Source organism: Sorangium sp. So ce375 (assembly GCF_051473855.1).
In the GTDB taxonomy this organism is placed as follows: domain Bacteria; phylum Myxococcota_A; class Polyangia; order Polyangiales; family Polyangiaceae; genus Sorangium.
Map to the genome: position 1 here is coordinate 7,771,691 of NZ_CP150335.1, position 16,182 is coordinate 7,787,872.

9 protein-coding genes and 2 pseudogenes are annotated in these 16,182 nt (G+C 68.9%); 6 read left to right on the forward strand and 5 right to left on the reverse strand.

The genetic code is table 11. The features are described 5' to 3' along the window. Nucleotides 1-152: 152 nt before the first annotated feature. From WME90_RS28620 to WME90_RS28630, 3 genes are all read left to right on the forward strand, one after another. Nucleotides 153-833, forward strand: coding sequence for a Vps62-related protein (locus tag WME90_RS28620; protein ID WP_437275191.1), 681 nt, complete (start codon nucleotides 153-155; stop codon nucleotides 831-833). 171 nt (nucleotides 834-1,004) lie between these two features. Continuing rightward, nucleotides 1,005-7,553, forward strand: a complete 6,549-nt coding sequence (locus tag WME90_RS28625) for an RHS repeat-associated core domain-containing protein (protein WP_437275192.1) — start codon at nucleotides 1,005-1,007, stop codon at nucleotides 7,551-7,553. Between the two features lie 18 nt (nucleotides 7,554-7,571). Then, nucleotides 7,572-7,922: a hypothetical protein gene (locus WME90_RS28630; RefSeq protein WP_437275193.1), complete on the forward strand. Its 351-nt coding sequence runs from the start codon at nucleotides 7,572-7,574 to the stop codon at nucleotides 7,920-7,922. Between the two features lie 37 nt (nucleotides 7,923-7,959). Here the strand turns inward: WME90_RS28630 and WME90_RS28635 are convergent. Further along, nucleotides 7,960-8,127, reverse strand: a pseudogene (locus WME90_RS28635) (TetR/AcrR family transcriptional regulator); the annotation flags it as partial. On the opposite strand from WME90_RS28635, the gene WME90_RS28640 reads away from it, so the two are divergent. Continuing rightward, nucleotides 8,099-9,745, forward strand: a complete 1,647-nt coding sequence (locus tag WME90_RS28640) for a DUF3556 domain-containing protein (protein ID WP_437275194.1) — start codon at nucleotides 8,099-8,101, stop codon at nucleotides 9,743-9,745. The pseudogene WME90_RS28635 and the gene WME90_RS28640 sit on opposite strands and share 29 nt — an antisense overlap. 209 nt (nucleotides 9,746-9,954) lie before the next feature. Here WME90_RS28640 and WME90_RS28645 read toward each other — a convergent pair whose 3' ends face one another. Next, nucleotides 9,955-11,922: a RecQ family ATP-dependent DNA helicase gene (locus WME90_RS28645; protein ID WP_437275195.1), complete on the reverse strand. Its 1,968-nt coding sequence runs from the start codon at nucleotides 11,920-11,922 to the stop codon at nucleotides 9,955-9,957. A 32-nt stretch (nucleotides 11,923-11,954) separates the two neighbouring features. Here WME90_RS28645 and WME90_RS28650 point away from each other — a divergent pair. Further along, nucleotides 11,955-12,101: pseudogene (locus WME90_RS28650) on the forward strand (ATP-binding protein); the annotation flags it as partial. Nucleotides 12,102-12,124: 23 nt separating this feature from the next. Here WME90_RS28650 and WME90_RS28655 read toward each other — a convergent pair. Together WME90_RS28655 and WME90_RS28660 are read right to left on the reverse strand one after the other, a co-directional pair. Further along, entirely contained in the window at nucleotides 12,125-12,955 is an 831-nt protein-coding gene (locus tag WME90_RS28655) for an alpha/beta fold hydrolase (protein WP_437275196.1), read from the reverse strand. A 144-nt stretch (nucleotides 12,956-13,099) separates the two neighbouring features. Then, nucleotides 13,100-13,249 (reverse strand): hypothetical protein, encoded by a 150-nt coding sequence (locus WME90_RS28660; RefSeq protein WP_437275197.1) that lies wholly within the window; start codon nucleotides 13,247-13,249, stop codon nucleotides 13,100-13,102. Nucleotides 13,250-13,521: 272 nt separating this feature from the next. On the opposite strand from WME90_RS28660, the gene WME90_RS28665 reads away from it, so the two are divergent. Next, nucleotides 13,522-14,202 carry a glycoside hydrolase family 30 beta sandwich domain-containing protein gene (locus WME90_RS28665; RefSeq protein WP_437275198.1) on the forward strand — a complete coding sequence of 227 codons (681 nt, stop codon included), beginning with the start codon at nucleotides 13,522-13,524 and terminating at the stop codon, nucleotides 14,200-14,202. A gap of 25 nt (nucleotides 14,203-14,227) precedes the next feature. Here the strand turns inward: WME90_RS28665 and WME90_RS28670 are convergent, their stop codons facing one another. Then, nucleotides 14,228-15,427 (reverse strand): poly(ethylene terephthalate) hydrolase family protein, encoded by a 1,200-nt coding sequence (locus WME90_RS28670; protein ID WP_437275199.1) that lies wholly within the window; start codon nucleotides 15,425-15,427, stop codon nucleotides 14,228-14,230. Nucleotides 15,428-16,182 lie beyond the last annotated feature (755 nt).

The following is a 16,182-nucleotide window of genomic DNA, read 5'->3' on the forward strand; positions in this document are numbered from 1 at the left end:
GCCTCCTCGCGCGCACCGGTCGCCGGCGTCGACCCCCAGCCGCGCGAGCCTCGGACCGGCTCCACCGGCCAGGGGCAGCGTATCGATCGGACGCGCGCGACGCGAGATCGTCGTTGAACCGCGAACGCAGCGCACAGGAAGGAAGTGTCATCGTGAAGAGCTCCCCCAATTTCTTCATCCGCAGTCGCCACCTGCGCGGCCAGACACCGGCGACCGTAAAACCCCAGCCGGCGGAGGACTCCTCGTCAAAGGGTGAACCGACCCTCATCATCCGCACGACGAGCTCGTTCGACTGGATTTACGACGACCGCGGCTCGGGGGCCGAAATGGATATCTCGATCTTCCGGCCCAAGTCGGCCGAGGAGGGGTTCTACATCGTCGGAGACTTCGCCCAGTCGAGCTACCAGGACCCGCTGAACTCGTCGGTCGTCGTCAAGCAGCTCAACGTGGAGAGCGACGATCCCTTCCCGCTCCTGACGCCTCCCATCGACTATCGGCTCGTCTGGAACGACAAGGGCAGCGGCGGCAAACACGATGGATCGATCTGGTTCCCCGTCCCGCCCCAGGGCTACGTCTCGCTCGGGTGGGTCGCGCAGTCCGGCTACGCGAAGCCCAGCATCGAGAGCTATCGCTGCGTACGCATGGACCTGTGCCGGCTGGGCACCATCGGCGCCAAGCTGTGGAGCGACAAGGACTCCGGCGCGGACAAGGACGTCACCGTCTATCAGATCGCCGACAACGCGGCCGGGATCTTCTACGCTCAACCCAACTACAACCTTCCTGACGGCGTCGTTTACACGCTGGCAGGCATCCAGGGCGCGCTGATCGCCTGACCGCTGGCCCGCGCCCCGAGCCCCGGGCCGGGGCGCTTCCCTTCGATCGTCTCCTCCAGCTTCCTCCCGGCGCTACCGCGGGCGCAGCCGCGCGGACAAGCGTCTCTCACCGTCAACGCGAGAGGTCACCCCATGTCGAACCGCCCTGCTGCGCCCAGCGCAACCCAAGAGATGAAGCCCACCCGCGCCGCCCCGCCGCGCCGCCGCGATCCCTCCGACGGCGCTGCGGCAGCCTCCGCCGCTGGCCGGATCGATGGCGCGTTCCAGGTCGACGGATCCGGCCAGGCCGTCTACTCGATTGCCATCGACGTGCCGCCGGGCATCGGAGGCCTGGCGCCTCGCCTCGCCCTCACCTATTCGCACCGCACGCCGAACGGCATCCTGGGGATAGGCTGGCAGCTCACCGGCCTGTCGGCCATCACGCGCTGCAAGGCCACCTACGCCGTGGACGGGTTCAACGGCGCGGTCGAATACGGCGCCGATGACCGGCTCTGCCTCGACAACCAGCGCCTGATCAACGTCCGGGGAGCGTACGGCGAGCCGGGCGCGATCTACCGCACCGAGCTCGAGACATGGCGGCTCGTCCGGGCGTCGGACGACCCCGAAGGAGGCTTCTCGGTGTCGATGAAATCGGGGGACACGTGGGGGTACGGCGAGACAGCGGACAGCCGGATCGAGGCCCTCGGCAAGGACGCCGTGCGGGTCTGGGCGCTGAGCTCGATCACGGATCTCAACGGAAACCGGCTCGAGCTCTCCTACACCGCCGATCCCCTGGGCGACGGGCGGGACGAGGGCATGTATTACATCCAGCGCATCGCCTACACCTCGCACGGCGAGGACGTGGTCGCGAACCGCTTCGTCCGCTTCGAGTACGAGGCGCGGCCGGACGTGCTCACGCGCTACCAGGGCGGCGCGCCGATCACCGTCCGAGCCCGCCTCAAGCGGATCATCACCGAGCTCGCCGGAGGCGAGATCGTCAAGACCCTTACCTTGAGCTACGTCACGAGCGGAGCCACGCAGGACAGCCTCCTCGTGGCCATCGAGGAGACCGGCGCTCCCTCCGACGGAGCGCCGGCGCTGCCCGCGACGCGCCTTGTATGGCAGGAGGTGATCGAGCCCGGCTTCTCCCAGGGACCGACGTCGTTCCTCGATCAGCACGCGACCGAGATCGCCTTGAAGGGCATGGACGTGAACGGCGACGGCCGCACCGACGTCGTGCAGATCTGGGCCGACGTCAACCGAGAGATCCACCTGACCACGTACCTGGCCACATCCACGGAGCAGGGGGTCGTCTTCGAGCGCGCCTCGGACACCAACATCGGCGCGATCCCGGAGACGCGCGAGTTCTTCCCCATGGATGTCAGCGGCGCTGGTCGCGCGGATCTTGTCGTCGCCTACAAGGACGGCGTCACGGGGACGATCCGCCTCAAGGTCTTCCTCTCTGACGGCCGCTCCTTTTCGCCCATCGGCGAGTACGACACCGGCAGCCCGTGGAACACAAACCACATCGGGTTCTGGGCGATGGACGTGAACGGCGACGGCCGATCCGACCTGGTCGAGGCCTACGTCCATCAGGATTTCTCCAAGGGGCCGCTGCTTTATTTCCACTGCTACCTCTCCCGGGTCGGAAGCGGCGGAGACCTCTTCGTGACCACCACGACCGCCACCGTGGACCCGCCCGACACCGCCTCCACCATCGCGTACTGGCCGATCGACGTGAACGGTGACGGGATGACGGATCTCGTTCGGGTGCGCAGCCTCGACGGCGGCACCGCCGTGGCCTTCACAGCCTATATCGCGTCGGGGCCCAGCCTCGACGAGGTCACCTTCGCGGAGCAGGTCGAGACCGTCCTCCCGGCGACGCTGAGCAGCTCGACGTTCCTCCCCGTGAGCGCCAATGGCGACGGCGTCGCCGACCTGCTCCAGCTCCGGCAGGAGCCGACGGCCGACGGCACCCGGCTCCACCTCACCACGTTCCTCGGGACGGCGTCGGGCGCGTTCGTCGCCGGCGTGGACTCGGTCTTCGACGACGAGTCCCTCGGCGATCGCTGGTTCCCCATGGACTTCAACGGCGACGGCCGGACCGACATCGTGAAGCAGTGGATCCAGCGGTCTCCGGGCGAAGATCGGCTGATGTTCAGCGTCTTCGCCGCCACCGGATCCGGGGGATACGTCCGAGGCCCGACGGCGGACGCTGGCGCGCCCGGCGCGAAGAGCGCGTCCTTCCCTGCCGACGTCAACGGCGACGGAAAGGCCGACCTTGTCCGCTCCTCGCGGGACATCGATGGCCTCACGGCGCTCACGCCCCTCGTCTCGAGCGGCCCTTACCCGAACCTCATCACCGCGATCCGCGACGGGTTGGGCGGCGTGATCGAGATCAGCTACGCGCCGATCTCGGACGAGAGCGTCTACACGGAGGGCGACCGCGAGAGCGACGCCTTCCCTCGGGGCCAGGGCCGCCGGTTCCCGAACCCGATGACGCCGGCGGAGTTCCCGATCCAGTCCGTCTTCGGCCAGGCGCTCTATGTCGTCTCCGGGTACGGGAAGCACAACGATCCAGCCGTGAACCGGTTCGACTACGACCACCGTTACGCGTTGACGTACGAGGGCGCGCTCGTCGACTTGACGGGCCGCGGCTGGCTCGGGTTCAAGTCGGTGGAGGAGGTCGATCTCTCGAGCGGGAAGCGAAAGGTGACGATCTACAACCAAGAGTTCCCGAAGACGGGGACCATCGCCGAGATCCGCTACGAGGCGGACGGTCGCACCAGCGATGATCCGCGCGTCCCCGACGACGAGCGCGCGCTCCTCGCCGCTTCGTTCACCGAGTACACCGTCTACGAGCGAGCCTCCGGCGCGACCGACCCGCGGCAGCGGGTGGTGGAGGTCTTGAAGACGAGCTTCCGCGCCGATCACTACGACTATGGCGCCGATCACTACGACTACTCGCTCGGCGAGACCTACGATTATGACGCGTACGGCAACCTGTCGAAGTCCAGCTACCTCGGATACGTCGACCGCGACGGCAAGGATCAGGGCGCGGAGGACGATGTGTACCGCTACTTCCTCTATGAGAACGCGGTCCGCGACGACGGCTGGCGGCTCGGCTATGTGCGGTACGCCAAGGTGTCGTCCAACGTGGTCGACGAGGACATCACCCGCTTCTTGCCGGGAGATCTCCGCCTCGAGAGGACCGAGTACACCGCCGGCACCTGCAACGTCGAGTCCAGCGGCCAGTGGGACGACGGGAACGGCGTCTGGCTCGAGACGCGATATACGTACGACGACTTCGGCCACCGGCTCACCGTCGCCGTCCCCGGCGGCGCGGTGACGAGTTATGAGTTCGAGTCCGATTACAACACCTATGTCGCCCGCGAGACGAGCCCGGCCAACCAGCAGGGAGAGACGCTGACGAGCTATTTCGGCTATGATCCACGCTTCGGGGCCCAGGTCGCCGTCCAGGACCCGAACGGCCGGATCACCCTCACGGCGCTCGACGCCTTCGGGCGCGCCTCGGCGAACCAGGGGCCCGTGCCCCCCGGCGCCGTCTCCGATGCGAACGCCGTCACCCGGGGCGTGACCGGGCTCCCGGCGGCCCGCGAGGCGTTCCTCGCCGCGACCGTGGTGACGCTCTCGACCTCGCGCTGGAGCGACGACGGAGCGGGCGGCATCTTCAACGAGGTACAGACGCTGCAAGACTTCCCCACGGGGTCGGAGCGCGATGTGCAGTGGAGCCAACGCTACGTCGACGGCCTGGCCCGCGCTCGAGAGGTGCGCTCGCAGAGCGCGCTCCCGGAGGGCGTCATCGGCGTCCTTACCGACTATGGCCCCGACGGCCAGATCTCCAGGCAGTCGCTGCCTTACGATGTCCCGTCCGGCGGGCAGCGCTCGCAGGCCGGAGACCTGCGGTACGTACGCACTCAGTACGACGTCCTCGGGCGGCCGACCCGCCGCGATTACCCGGCGGGGCCGGACGGCGCCACGGACGCGGTCACGACGTGGTTCTACGAGAACGGGCGCACCGCCACCATCACGTACGCGGCGGGCACGGAGGCGCCCTACGTCAAGGTGCTCACCTTCCGCTACTGCGACTGGGACATGAAGGTCGAGTCGCTCGTCGTCCCCACGGACGGGGACGCGACCACGACCTACGCCTACGATCGGCTCGGCAACATGATCCGCGCGGTCGACCCTGCAACCGCGTCGAACCCCGAGGGGGTCGAGAACGCGATCACCTACGACTCGCTCAATCGCAAGCGCGTCATCGACAACCCCGATCAGAACGTCACCCCGAGCGATCTCGGGCGCAAGGCGATGATCTGGGCCTATGATGGGAACACCGGGCTGCTCGCCTGCACCACCGACGCCGCCGATCACCTCACGCTCTACGACTACGACGCGCTCGGCAGGGTCCTCCAGAGGACGCTCTGGGACGGGACCGTCGTGAGCTATGTGTACGATGGCGCCGGCGTGCTCAACGGGGCCGGTCGCCTGACCAGGGTGACCGTCAAGACCCCGGACGGGGCGCTCGAGTCACAGTACGACTACGAATACGACGACTACGGCAACACCGCGACGGTGACGCTGTCCCTCGGCGGCGAACCGGACCCGTTCGTCTCCCGATCTGTCTACGATCCGCTCGCGCGCATCCGCGAGTACACCTACCCCGATCAGTCGGTGCTGCGGCGCGACTTCGCGAAGAGCCGCCTCGCCGAGCAGTCGCTCGACAGCGCCCGCGTCGTTTACGACGCCTACACGACGCTGGGCATGCCCGGGCAGGTCACCGCCGGCGAGGACGCGGCGCCGCGCAAGGCGATCGTCTCCACCTACGGCTACAGCCCCGCCGGGCAGCTGCTCTCTCAGGTGGTCGCGGCGCAGGGAGGCGGCTCCTCGATCAACATCGTGGACCTCGCCTACGAGTGGGACCTCTTGAACCAGCTCCGCCGGATCGTCGACAAGCAGCCGGGCTCGATCGATCTCTCCCAGAGCTACTCGTACGAGAGCAAGCGCCTCAAGGCCGCGACGGCGCCGACGTATGGCGCATTGACGTACGAATACGACGGTTCCGGCAACCTCCTCCTCAAGGATGGCGTCCGGTTCACCTACGAGGCGCACCGCGTGAAATCCGGCGAGTCCGCCGGGCGCCCCGCCTTCGCCGCCGCCTACGACGCGTGCGGCAGGATGCGCTCGAAGATCTCGGGGTCGGACGCCTGGACCTACACCTACAACGGCCTGGACCGGATCGGCCGCATCGACAAGGAGGGCGCGGGGACCGTCAAGACGATCACCTATGATTTCCAGGGCCGCCGCCTCCGCGAGATCGACGCCGCGGGCGCGGTGACCGTCTACGCGAGCTCCCTGTTCGAGCTGACGCGCGCGGCGGACGGGACCACGCAGACGACAAGATACATCAAGGATCAGCTCGGCGTGGCCGCCGCGGTCAAACGCGGCGCGGACGGGGGCTCGGCCACCATCCTGTATTTCGATCGCGACCATCAGCGCAGCACCCGCGCCACCCTCGACGATCAGGGCGCGGTCCAGGCCCGGGTCGTGTACACGCCCTACGGCCGCACCTTCAGCCAGACCGGGCCGGACGACTTTCGTCCCAAATACGAGGGGCGTGAGCTCATCGGGACGGCGGGGATCTACGATTTCGGCGCGCGCTACTACGATCCCACGATCGGCCGCTTCGTCACGCCCGACACGGCCCTTGGCGGGACGAGCCCTTACCAGGCGGACGTCTTCAATCGGTTTGCGTTCGAGCTCAACAGCCCCGTCAGCTTCGTCGACCCCTCGGGGCACGGCGTCGCCGACGTCATCGCCGGCATCCTCGTCGGGATCGCCGAGGTGATCGCGGGGATCGCGATCGACGTCCTCTCCGACGGCGCCCTCGCGCCGCTCGGTAACGCGCTCATCGGCGGCGGCGGCAACGCGGTGGTCTACAGCGCCACGCACACCGGGAGCTTCAGCTGGAAGCAGTACGGCATCCAGCAGGGCATCGGCCTCGCTGCCGGCGCGGTGCTCGGCGCGGCCGGCGCGGGCGCCGCCAGCGAGTCCGTGGCGACCGGCGCGGCGGAGGAGATCGAGATGACCTCGCTCACGGGGGTGCGCGCCGGCGCCACGGCCGCGGCGGAGGAGGCGCCGGCCGAAGGGCTGGCGAGCGCGGCCGCGAACGGCGTCGCCGCGGAGGCCCCCGCGGTCGCCGAGGGGGCCGGCGCGGCCACGTCGGAGGCGGCGAGCGCCGCGGGGCAGCGCTTCTACAACCCGGGGGAGTGGCTCCGCTACTGGGGCGATCAGGGTGGCCACACGACGCTCAACCGGGTCCCGTTCGGCGGGCGCCTGGCCTTCCTGAACCGCCTCGGGCTCACCCGGTACAACCCGGTGATCACCAACAACGAGGCGCCGGGGACCTTTGCGTTCCTGGACACCGCGGCCCACGAGGGGACCCACGCCTTCATCGCGCGCAACCTGCCGTTCATCACGCAGGCGGGAGAGGCGACGATCCGAGGCTTCCCGATCGGGGGATCCATCGCTTACCTGGAAGAGGTCGTTGCCTACAGCGTTGGCCACGTCGCCGCGCTCCGCCTCCTCGCGCTGCCCCTCGTCCCCATCGAGGCGTTCGGCAGCCTCACGTTCGGGCAGGGGGCCGTCGCCGTCGGCACGTTCGTGCTCGTCGGCGGGGCCATCGGCGGCGGCGTCACCGCCGGGGTGCTGCTGAGCTAGAGTCTGCGAGTCGTCCTCATGGGAAGCTCCCTCGCGCTCCTCGCCGGCGCCGCCGGCCTCATCGCCGCGCTGATCGAGGTCAACCGCCGCCTCGCCGCGGCCCGGCGCGCAGAGCTCGTCCGGCGTGGGATGTCGCTCTCCGCCGGCGAGATCGCGACCGGCGCGGTCAAGCCCGACAAGATCATCGAGATCAATTTCGGCTACGGCCCCGAGCGCTGGGCGGTCCTCGGCGATGCGTACACGCTCGATGCGCGGGCGCGCGTCCTCCGCGGAGCGAAGCGGATCCTCCCCGACCCCGGAGGTCCCAGCGTCGAGGAGGCGAGCGAGAAGGCCGGCTGCGCGATCGAGCGCCTCTCGTTCCGGCGCTGAAGGTACGCCAGTTCCGCGTCAGGCAGCAGCGTTGCCGTCACCGGCGGACTGGAGGCCGCAGTCCATCCACGAGGAGGTCCAACAGGCGACAGGCAAGCTCTCCTCGCTGGGGCTTGGGGGCCACCGTGAAGATGCCGATGAGACTCGCGGCGACGTCTTCGGGTAGCATCGCGGCCGTGGCCCTGCTGCGTCCGCTCGCCCCGCCGTACGATCCGCTCGACTGGGTGAAGCGGCCGTTCCCCGAGCGTGCACGCATGGTCTGCGAGGCGTGGGCGCTGCAGGGCTCCGGCGCGCCGCTCGCCGTCTACGCGCTCCACGCGGTCAAGCTCGCCCTCTATGCCGGCGCCTGGGTCCTGTTCTGCAGCACCTCGCCGAGCCTCGGCGGCCTCTCGACGATCGGCGACTGGTGGCTGCACCCGCTCGCGTTCCAGAAGGCGATCCTGTGGAGCATGCTGTTCGAGGGCCTGGGCTTCGGCTGCGGGTTCGGTCCACTCAGCGGACGCTACGCTCCGCCCGTCGGCGGCGCCCTCTACTTCCTCCGCCCCGGCACCACGAAGCTCGCGCTGTTCGCGCGCGCGCCGCTCCTCGGCGGCACGCGGCGCACCCCGCTCGACGTCGCGCTCTACCTCGCGCTGCTCGCCCTGCTCGTGCGCGCGCTGCTCGCCCCCGCGCTCGGCGCCTCGCACCTCGTGCCGATCGCCGCGCTCGTGCCGGTCCTCGCCGTCGCCGATCGCACCATCTTCCTCGCGCTGCGCGCCGAACACTACTGGACCACCGTCGTCGTGTTCGCGGCCACCGCCGACTGGATCGGCGGCGCAAAGGCGGTCCAGCTCGCGCTCTGGCTCTGGGCCGGCGTCTCGAAGCTCAATCACCACTTCCCGACCGTCGTGTGCGTGATGACGAGCAATAGCCCGCTCGCCCGCTTCGCATGGCTGCGGCGGCGCATGTACGTCCGCTATCCGGACGACCTGCGCCCGTCGCGGCTCGCGATCGCGATGAGCCACGCCGGCACCGCGCTCGAGCTCGGCGTGCCCATCGTGCTCGCGTGCGCGACCGGCGAGACGGCGATCGCCGTCGGCATCGCGATGGCGCTCGCGCTCCACGCCTTCATCACGAGCAATGTGCCGATGGGCGTGCCGATCGAGTGGAACCTGATGGTGGTCTACGGCGTGTTCGCGCTGTTCTGGGCCCACCCCGGCGCGTACCCGTTCGACGTCGGCCCGCCGCCGCTCGGCGCGCTCCTCGCGATCATGCTTGTCGCTGTTCCGCTCCTCGGCAACATCGCGCCAGGGCGGATCTCGTTCCTGCTCGCGATGCGGTACTACGCCGGAAACTGGCCCTATAGCGTGTGGCTCTTCCGCGGCGACAGCTATCGCAAGCTCGACCGGCTCGTGAAGGCCGCGCCGTGGATCTACGACCAGCTCGGCCGGTTCTACGACAACGCCACGTCGGTCGGCCTCGTCGGCAAGGTGCTCGCGTTCCGCCTCATGCACCTCCAGGGCCGCGCGCTGCCGGTCCTGCTGCCGAAGGCGATCGAGGGCCCGCTCCACGAGTACGAGTACCTCGACGGCGAGCTCGTCGGCGGCCTCGCGCTCGGCTGGAACTTCGGCGACGGCCACCTGCACCGCGATGGCTTGCTGCGCGCGATCCAGGACCAGTGCGGCTTCGCCCCAGGCGAGCTGCGCTGCATATTCGTCGAAAGCCAGCCGCTCGGCGGCGCGAAGATGGCGTATCAGATCCACGACGCTGCCTCCGGCCTGTTCGACGCCGGCGAGCTCGACGTCCGCGAGCTGCGTGGGCGCCAGCCGTGGGCGGGCCCGTGACCGACGTGGACGCCGTCGTCGTCGGTCCGCGCAGCTGATTGCGATCCAATGGGCTCGGCTAGCTTTCACCCCTATCTAGCCAGGAAGATCGCGAAGCTGGGATTGGAGCGCGCCGCGGAGGTGCTGGTTGTTCGGATCGCCGGCCGAGCCGCATGTCGCGAGCGGCGAGCTGTTGCGTCGCTCCTCGTCATGGAGATGCTCGCTCAGGGTCAGGTCGCCGCTGCGGCGCCGGCGAGGCGGGGGAGCCCGGCGCACCAGTCGAGCACCTCGGCGAAACGGCGCGTGATGAGGACGCCGAAGAGCGGATCGCGCGCGAGCTTGGCGTGGGTGGTCGCCGGGCTCGAGAGGCCGCAGAGGAACCGCGCCGCCTGGCGAGGATGGCCCAGGGCGCGCGCGTGCGCCGCGCGCAGCGCCGTGAACGCGGCGACGTCGAGCCCCACCGGCATCGGCGGCGCGTGCGTCGGCTCCGGCAGCGTCACGGCGACGCCGGCGCGGCAGAAGGTGCAGCGCCCGCACGCGGCGTCGAGGCGTTCGCCGAAGTACGCGGCGAGCGCGGCGGCGTGACAGCGCTCCGAGGTGAGCAGCTCGATCACCTGCCGCACGCGCCCGATCTCGGCGTCCTCGCGCCTCGCGAAGCGCGCGAGGAGCTCGCCGACGAGGGCGCCCGCGTCGTCCGTCGAGGCGACGCGCACGAAGCGGTGCCGGATGTCCGACGCCTTGAGCTCCGCGAGCCCCTGCCGCTCGAGGTACTCGAGCGCGCGCACCACCCGCTCGCGCGGCTGCTCCAGCGCGGCGGCGGCGGCGGCCGGGTCGATCGCGTACAGGACTCGCCCCTTCCTCGCATGGCCGAAGAGCGCCTCGAGGAACCGGGCCGGCTCGCCCTTCACCGACGCGATGACCTCCTCGAGCCTGCGGTGGAGCCGCACCTCGTAGCCGGCGTAGTGCGGCGTGAGCTGCCGGACCGCGCCCATCAGCTCGAGGTAGGTCAGCGCGGTGCGGAGCACGAGCGGCCGGACGTCGTGGCGCGTCCCCAGCGCGTGCAGGCCGAGCTCCACCTGGGGCGCGGCGAGCACGGCGCCGACCACCCCGTGGAGCGCGTCCTCGGTCGGCGTGTCGCCGTAGGCGAAGTTCTCGAGGACCGGCAGATCGTCGCCGCACACGAAGACCTCGACCACCGAGTTCGCCTGATCCCTGCCGGCGCGGCCGATCTCCTGACTATAACTCTCGAGGCTCTTCGGGAGATTGTAATGGTCGACATAACGCACGTCGGGCTTGTCGATCCCCATCCCGAACGCAATGGTGGCGACCACGATGCCGCGGTCGCTCTGCATCCAGTCGTCCTGCACGCTCGCGCGCTCCGCCGCCTCCATCCCGGCGTGGTACGCGCGCGCCGGCAGCCCCGCAGAAGCGAGCTTCTCGGCCACGTGCTCGGCGGTCTTCTGGAGCGTGACATAGACGATGGTGGAGCCGGGCGGCCGGGATCGCAGGCGCTCGAGCAGGACCCGGTCGCGCGCGGTCGCGCTCACCGCCGTCGCGCGGAGCTCGAGGTTCGGTCGGTAGAAGCCGGTGATGACCGTGTGCTCCTCGCGGATGCCGAAGGTGGCGCAGACGTCGCGCACGACCCCGGGCGTCGCGGTGGCCGTCAACGCGAGCACGCGCGGCACGCCGAGCGCCCGGGCGGTGTCCGCGAGCCTCAGGTAGTCGGGGCGGAAGTTGTGTCCCCACTCGGAGATGCAGTGGGCCTCGTCCACCGCGAAGATGGCGATCTTGAGCTCTTTCAGCAGCGCCATGAACCGCTCGCTCACGAACCGCTCGGGGGCGACATAGAGCAGCTTCGTCTTGCCCGAGCGCAGATCCCTGTGCGCCTCCGCCGCTTCGTCGGCTGACAGCGACGAATCGAGCCGGACCGCGGCGATGCCGCGCGCGCTGAGGAAATCGATCTGATCCTTCATCAGCGCGATCAGCGGAGAGATGACGATCGTGACCCCGTCGAGCAGGAGCGCGGGGAGCTGGTAGCAGAGCGACTTGCCGCCGCCCGTCGGGAAGACCGCGAGCGCGCTGTGGCCCGAGAGCAAGGCGTCCATGACCGCGCGCTGGCCTGGGCGGAGCTCGCGGAAGTTGAACCGCGCCTCGAGGACGTCGAGCAGATCGGGGGCGGATGGTGTGGGCTGGTTCAAGGGGGCATCCTACACCTCTTCGCCGACTGGGCCAGGTCTTCCCGCACGCCGCGTGCGTCGTCACACTCGTCGACCGGCTCGTGCACCGCGCCGAGGTGATCGAGATCGAGGCCGAGAGCTACCGGCTCAAGGAAGCCAAGGAGCTGAGCGCCATGATCGAGCTCCGTTGCGTCATCTGAAAGGCCCTGCCGTCGGAGGAGGCTCAGGCGATGCGGAGCGCCAGTTCGGCGAAGGCCGCTCGCACAGCCTGGGGATTCTCGATCCAGGGGAAGTGCCCAGCGCCCTCGATCATGCGCTCGATTACGTTGGGCGTCTGGAACCTCGGGTCGCCCCAACCGCCTTGCCAGACGATCCGATCGTCCGAGCCGGCCAATCGAAGGACCGGCATTCGAGTCGGCCACCACGAGGCCCGGTAGACGTGGTCGAAGTTCGCCTCCGACCACGCGACCGCCGCGCTGTTGTAGGGCATCCTCGCGAGGAGCTCGCGGCCCGCCGAAAGCCCGGCCGGGGTGAAGTTCCATTCCGCGGACGCCACCGCAATCGCGGCGATGTTCTCGTCACGCGGATCCGCTTCATAGATCGCGGTCGCCGCCTCGACGTCGGGCAACGGATTCGCCTGGGTCATCTCCGCGAAGCGAGGATGCCAGAGGGCGTCCGGCGCGGTGTCCAGAAGCGCCAGGGCCTCGAGGTGCGGCTCCAGGTCGGGCGTCGAAAGCAGATACATGCCGCCGGTCGAATGTCCGGCGAACACGACGTTCGGGAGCGCCCTGGCAGCCTCGGCCACGACCTGGGGCCAGGCATCGAAAGGAATCGCGAGGCTCCCAGGAGGGTCGCGGTTCGAGCCGTCTCCAGGCAGGTCGACGAGCCAGGTGGCCCCCGGCACATCCAGGATGTCGGCGAGCCCTTCCAGGCTTTCCGATCCGATGCCGGGTCCTCCCGGCAGGAACAGCCAGTTGAGGTCTCCGGGGCGGCTCGAGTGACGACGCAGCCGGACGCCCGACGGGGTAAAAAAGAGGTCGGCCATGTCGGCCATGGTGAGCGCAAACGACGCCTCCGGCCAGGCTGCGGAGAGGGTTGTGGAGGGCCCTATACGTCAGGGAAGTTATCGCCTCCTCAGGCCGGCAGTCCGGCCCGAGGAGCTCGGGAGATCGTAACCAGGGCGAGGTTGGAGAACTGCTCACCCTTCCGGTGCCACCGGCAGCCGGAGCAGCCGACCGATCGCTTCGTGAACGACCCGGGCAGCCACCTCATCCCCGAGGGCGACGGCGTGGCTCAGGGTGCTGGCGAGCGAGGCGATCACGGCCGCCCGAAGCGACGGCTCGGTCACGGCGAGCTCCCCAAGCCCAGGGCTTGGCCTTGGGCCCGGGTTCGGCCCATGCCTCCCGAGGGGGTGCGATCCGTCGTTACGCCCTCCCCAAATCCCTGGGGATGCGACGGATCGCGACGGTTCGCCCCCGCCGTACAGTCCCGCCAGAGACACCGGTCGATGACGAGCGGTCGCTGAAACAGTAGCGATTCTCATGGCTTCCGCCTGTTTCGCCGTCGAGGGCGGCTCTGGTGTGGCCCAACGGGGCGCCCTCGGCCGTCGCGTCGCCCGCGGTGAAGGGCTGCACTCCTACGCGCCTCGCGAACCGGCACGCGCTCGCTGCCGACCCGGACGCGTGGGCCGCCTTCGACATCCTCGGGACCCACCAAGTTGACACTCAGGTCGCCTACCCCTGGCCGGACGATGTCCCGCCTCGGGGCGACAAGGAAGTCTGGCAGACCGAGATGTCCGGCGTGAAGTGGTGGCCGGAACAGGGACCGAGCAACACCATCGAGAACGGCGTGGCCATCGCCCGTTGGGTGCACAGCGCGCTCGTGGTCGACGAAGCCAACGCCTGGCTCTGGTGGTGGTACTCGGGCAACACCACGAACGAAGGCTTGATTCAGCAGTCAGGCAGCGTCACCACCAAGCGCTACTACACGTTCGGAAACTTCACCCGCTACATTCGCCCCGGCTACCACCGCGTCGCCGTCACCGGCGTCTTCCCGGAAAAGGTCCTCGTCAGCGCCTACACAAACGACAGCGGCAAAGTCGTCGTCGTCGCCATCAACGAGACAACCTCCGCCCAGACCGTTCCCCTCGCCTTCGCAGGCGGCACCGCGCCAAGCGCGATGGTCCCCTTCGTGACCGCCGCTTCGAAGAACTGGGCCGAAGGAACTCCCGTCACCGTAACGGACGCCACGCTCCCGATGGCCCTCGAAGCCATGAGCGTGACGACGTTCGTGAGTCAGTGAAGCCTAGCCAGATCGGCCCCGTCGCTCAGGGGACCTTCATCAGGGCGTTCTGCTCTGCTTGCGCGCGGCGATCGGTGCAGAACTTGCAGTTGTCGCCGTAGAAGAAGTTCCTGTTCGCTGTGTCATCCATCAGATGAACGCGGAACCAGGCCGCGGCCGACGACAGGGACACGCCATTTGCGCCCTGATAAACCCAGCTACCGTGATCCGCGTTGAGCTCGTTGAGGAAAAACGCGGGCTGATCGGTGACCGTCTTGAAGACATCGTGGACCCCGCTGCATTTCACCGTGGAGTCGTTCCCCCCGCAGAAGAACAACATGGGGGTGTGCACTCCCTTGAGGGCAGTGGTGCCGCAAATCGTGCCGAGGGCCGAGAAACGGGGATCGGAGGCCGTCTTGCAAGTCGACATGCCCCCATAGGAATGGCCAAGCTGGCCGATCTTCGTGGTGTCGAGGGCGTGATAGTACGGGCTGCTCGCATCCTCGGCTTGTTCCAAGATCCAATCGAGGCCCGCGGTCGTGGGAAGAGGATCGCCTTCGGCGGTCGCGGTGCTGAGAGAAGCCACCACGACGAAACCGTGGGACGCGAGATGGTTGACGATCGGTCCGTATTGTCCGCACCACTGATTGCTGCCGGAGTTGACGACGCATTTCGGCGGCTTCTGCTCCGGATTGTCCCGGTAGCCATTGGCCCAGATCAGGATCGGATGGCAGTGGCCGCTGGTTGCGATATTGCTCGGGCGGTACACGTTGAAGCGCTGTTGCTCGTCCCCATAGATCGGATCGGGAACGACGCCGGCGAGGGGGCCGACGTTCTTGTCTGCGGTGACCGAGAAGGGGCCCGTCTTGGTAGGATCGGCCGTGGGGAACGGGTCGCCGACGCAGCTACCGACCGAGCCGCCGCTACCGGTCGTGCCGCCGCTTCCGGCATTTCCTTGGCCGCCGCTGCCCGTTTGCCCGCCCGAAGCCGCGCCACCCGTGGCCCCACTCGAGCCGCCCGACCCCGAGCCGCCAGCCCCACCACTGGCTGCGCCGCCGCTGGATGCGCCGCCGCTTTCGGCCGTTCCCCCAGAGCCCGTCGCACCACCGGAGGCCGTGCCCCCGCCGCCCGTCCCACCGCTGTCCGTGCCAACCGCGCCCCCGCTCGCGGCAGCGTCCCCATTCGATCCGTTACCACACGCCGCGGTGGAAACGCACACGCCCAAAGCCAGTAGCCAACGCCTCATGGTGACTCTGTCCTCGCCCAGCCGCTCAGCGTCGTCAAGCGCTTTGGCGGATAGGACAAGCAAACGCGTTCCGCAAAGTCAAGATTCTCGGAGCCGTTCCTGGCTCGTGCAGTCCGACTGTACGAGCTTATCGACAGAACGGGCCTTATGCGATCAGACAGGCCTTCCACTCGTGAAACGCCTGCGATTACCGCGACGTCGCACCAAGCGGAAGGCATCCTACCGTATAGCTGTACACTACTGGCACCAAGCGGAAGGCATCCTACCGTATAGCTGTACACTACTGGCTCTCTGCGCGAGCGCTGTCCACGCGTGCGTGGTGCTCGCCGAGCGCCGAAGGTCGCGGAAACGTGGGGGAGAAGCGCGACGGCCCCGGAGATCGCTCTCCGAGGCCGGTGCTAAAAAAGCGGGGTCGCGTTTCCGCGATCCCGCGTGAATGGCTCCGCATGGGGAGCCGAGCACCAACCCGTTCGCGGGGCTCTCGGCGGGACGGGTTCGCTCCGCTCGCACGGTCCCGGAAATGCGAACGCCAGCGAATCCGGCAGGTTGCGCGACGCGAGCCGGGACGCGCTCGCTGATTCGCACCGTCCCGCGACCAAGGCGGGCGCTGCTCGCCGCCGCGGTTCGAGTCCAGGATGGGGCGAGGCCACCGGGCGGTGGAGACAAAAGCCCTTCACTCGCGCATCGTGACGCCGCTTTTCGCGCGGTCAGTCGGATTTGGGCCCGTGAGGTCCCCCTTTTGGCGCCTTCACCGA

Bases quoted from the DNA above. Each gene is read 5' to 3' on its own strand.
- WME90_RS28625 (WP_437275192.1), top strand. From the start codon at position 1,005: ATGAAGCCCACCCGCGCCGCCCCGCCGCGCCGCCGCGATCCCTCCGAC.
- WME90_RS28630 (WP_437275193.1), top strand. From the start codon at position 7,572: ATGGGAAGCTCCCTCGCGCTCCTCGCCGGCGCCGCCGGCCTCATCGCC.
- WME90_RS28655 (WP_437275196.1), bottom strand. From the start codon at position 12,955: ATGGCCGACATGGCCGACCTCTTTTTTACCCCGTCGGGCGTCCGGCTG.
- WME90_RS28670 (WP_437275199.1), bottom strand. From the start codon at position 15,427: ATGAGGCGTTGGCTACTGGCTTTGGGCGTGTGCGTTTCCACCGCGGCG.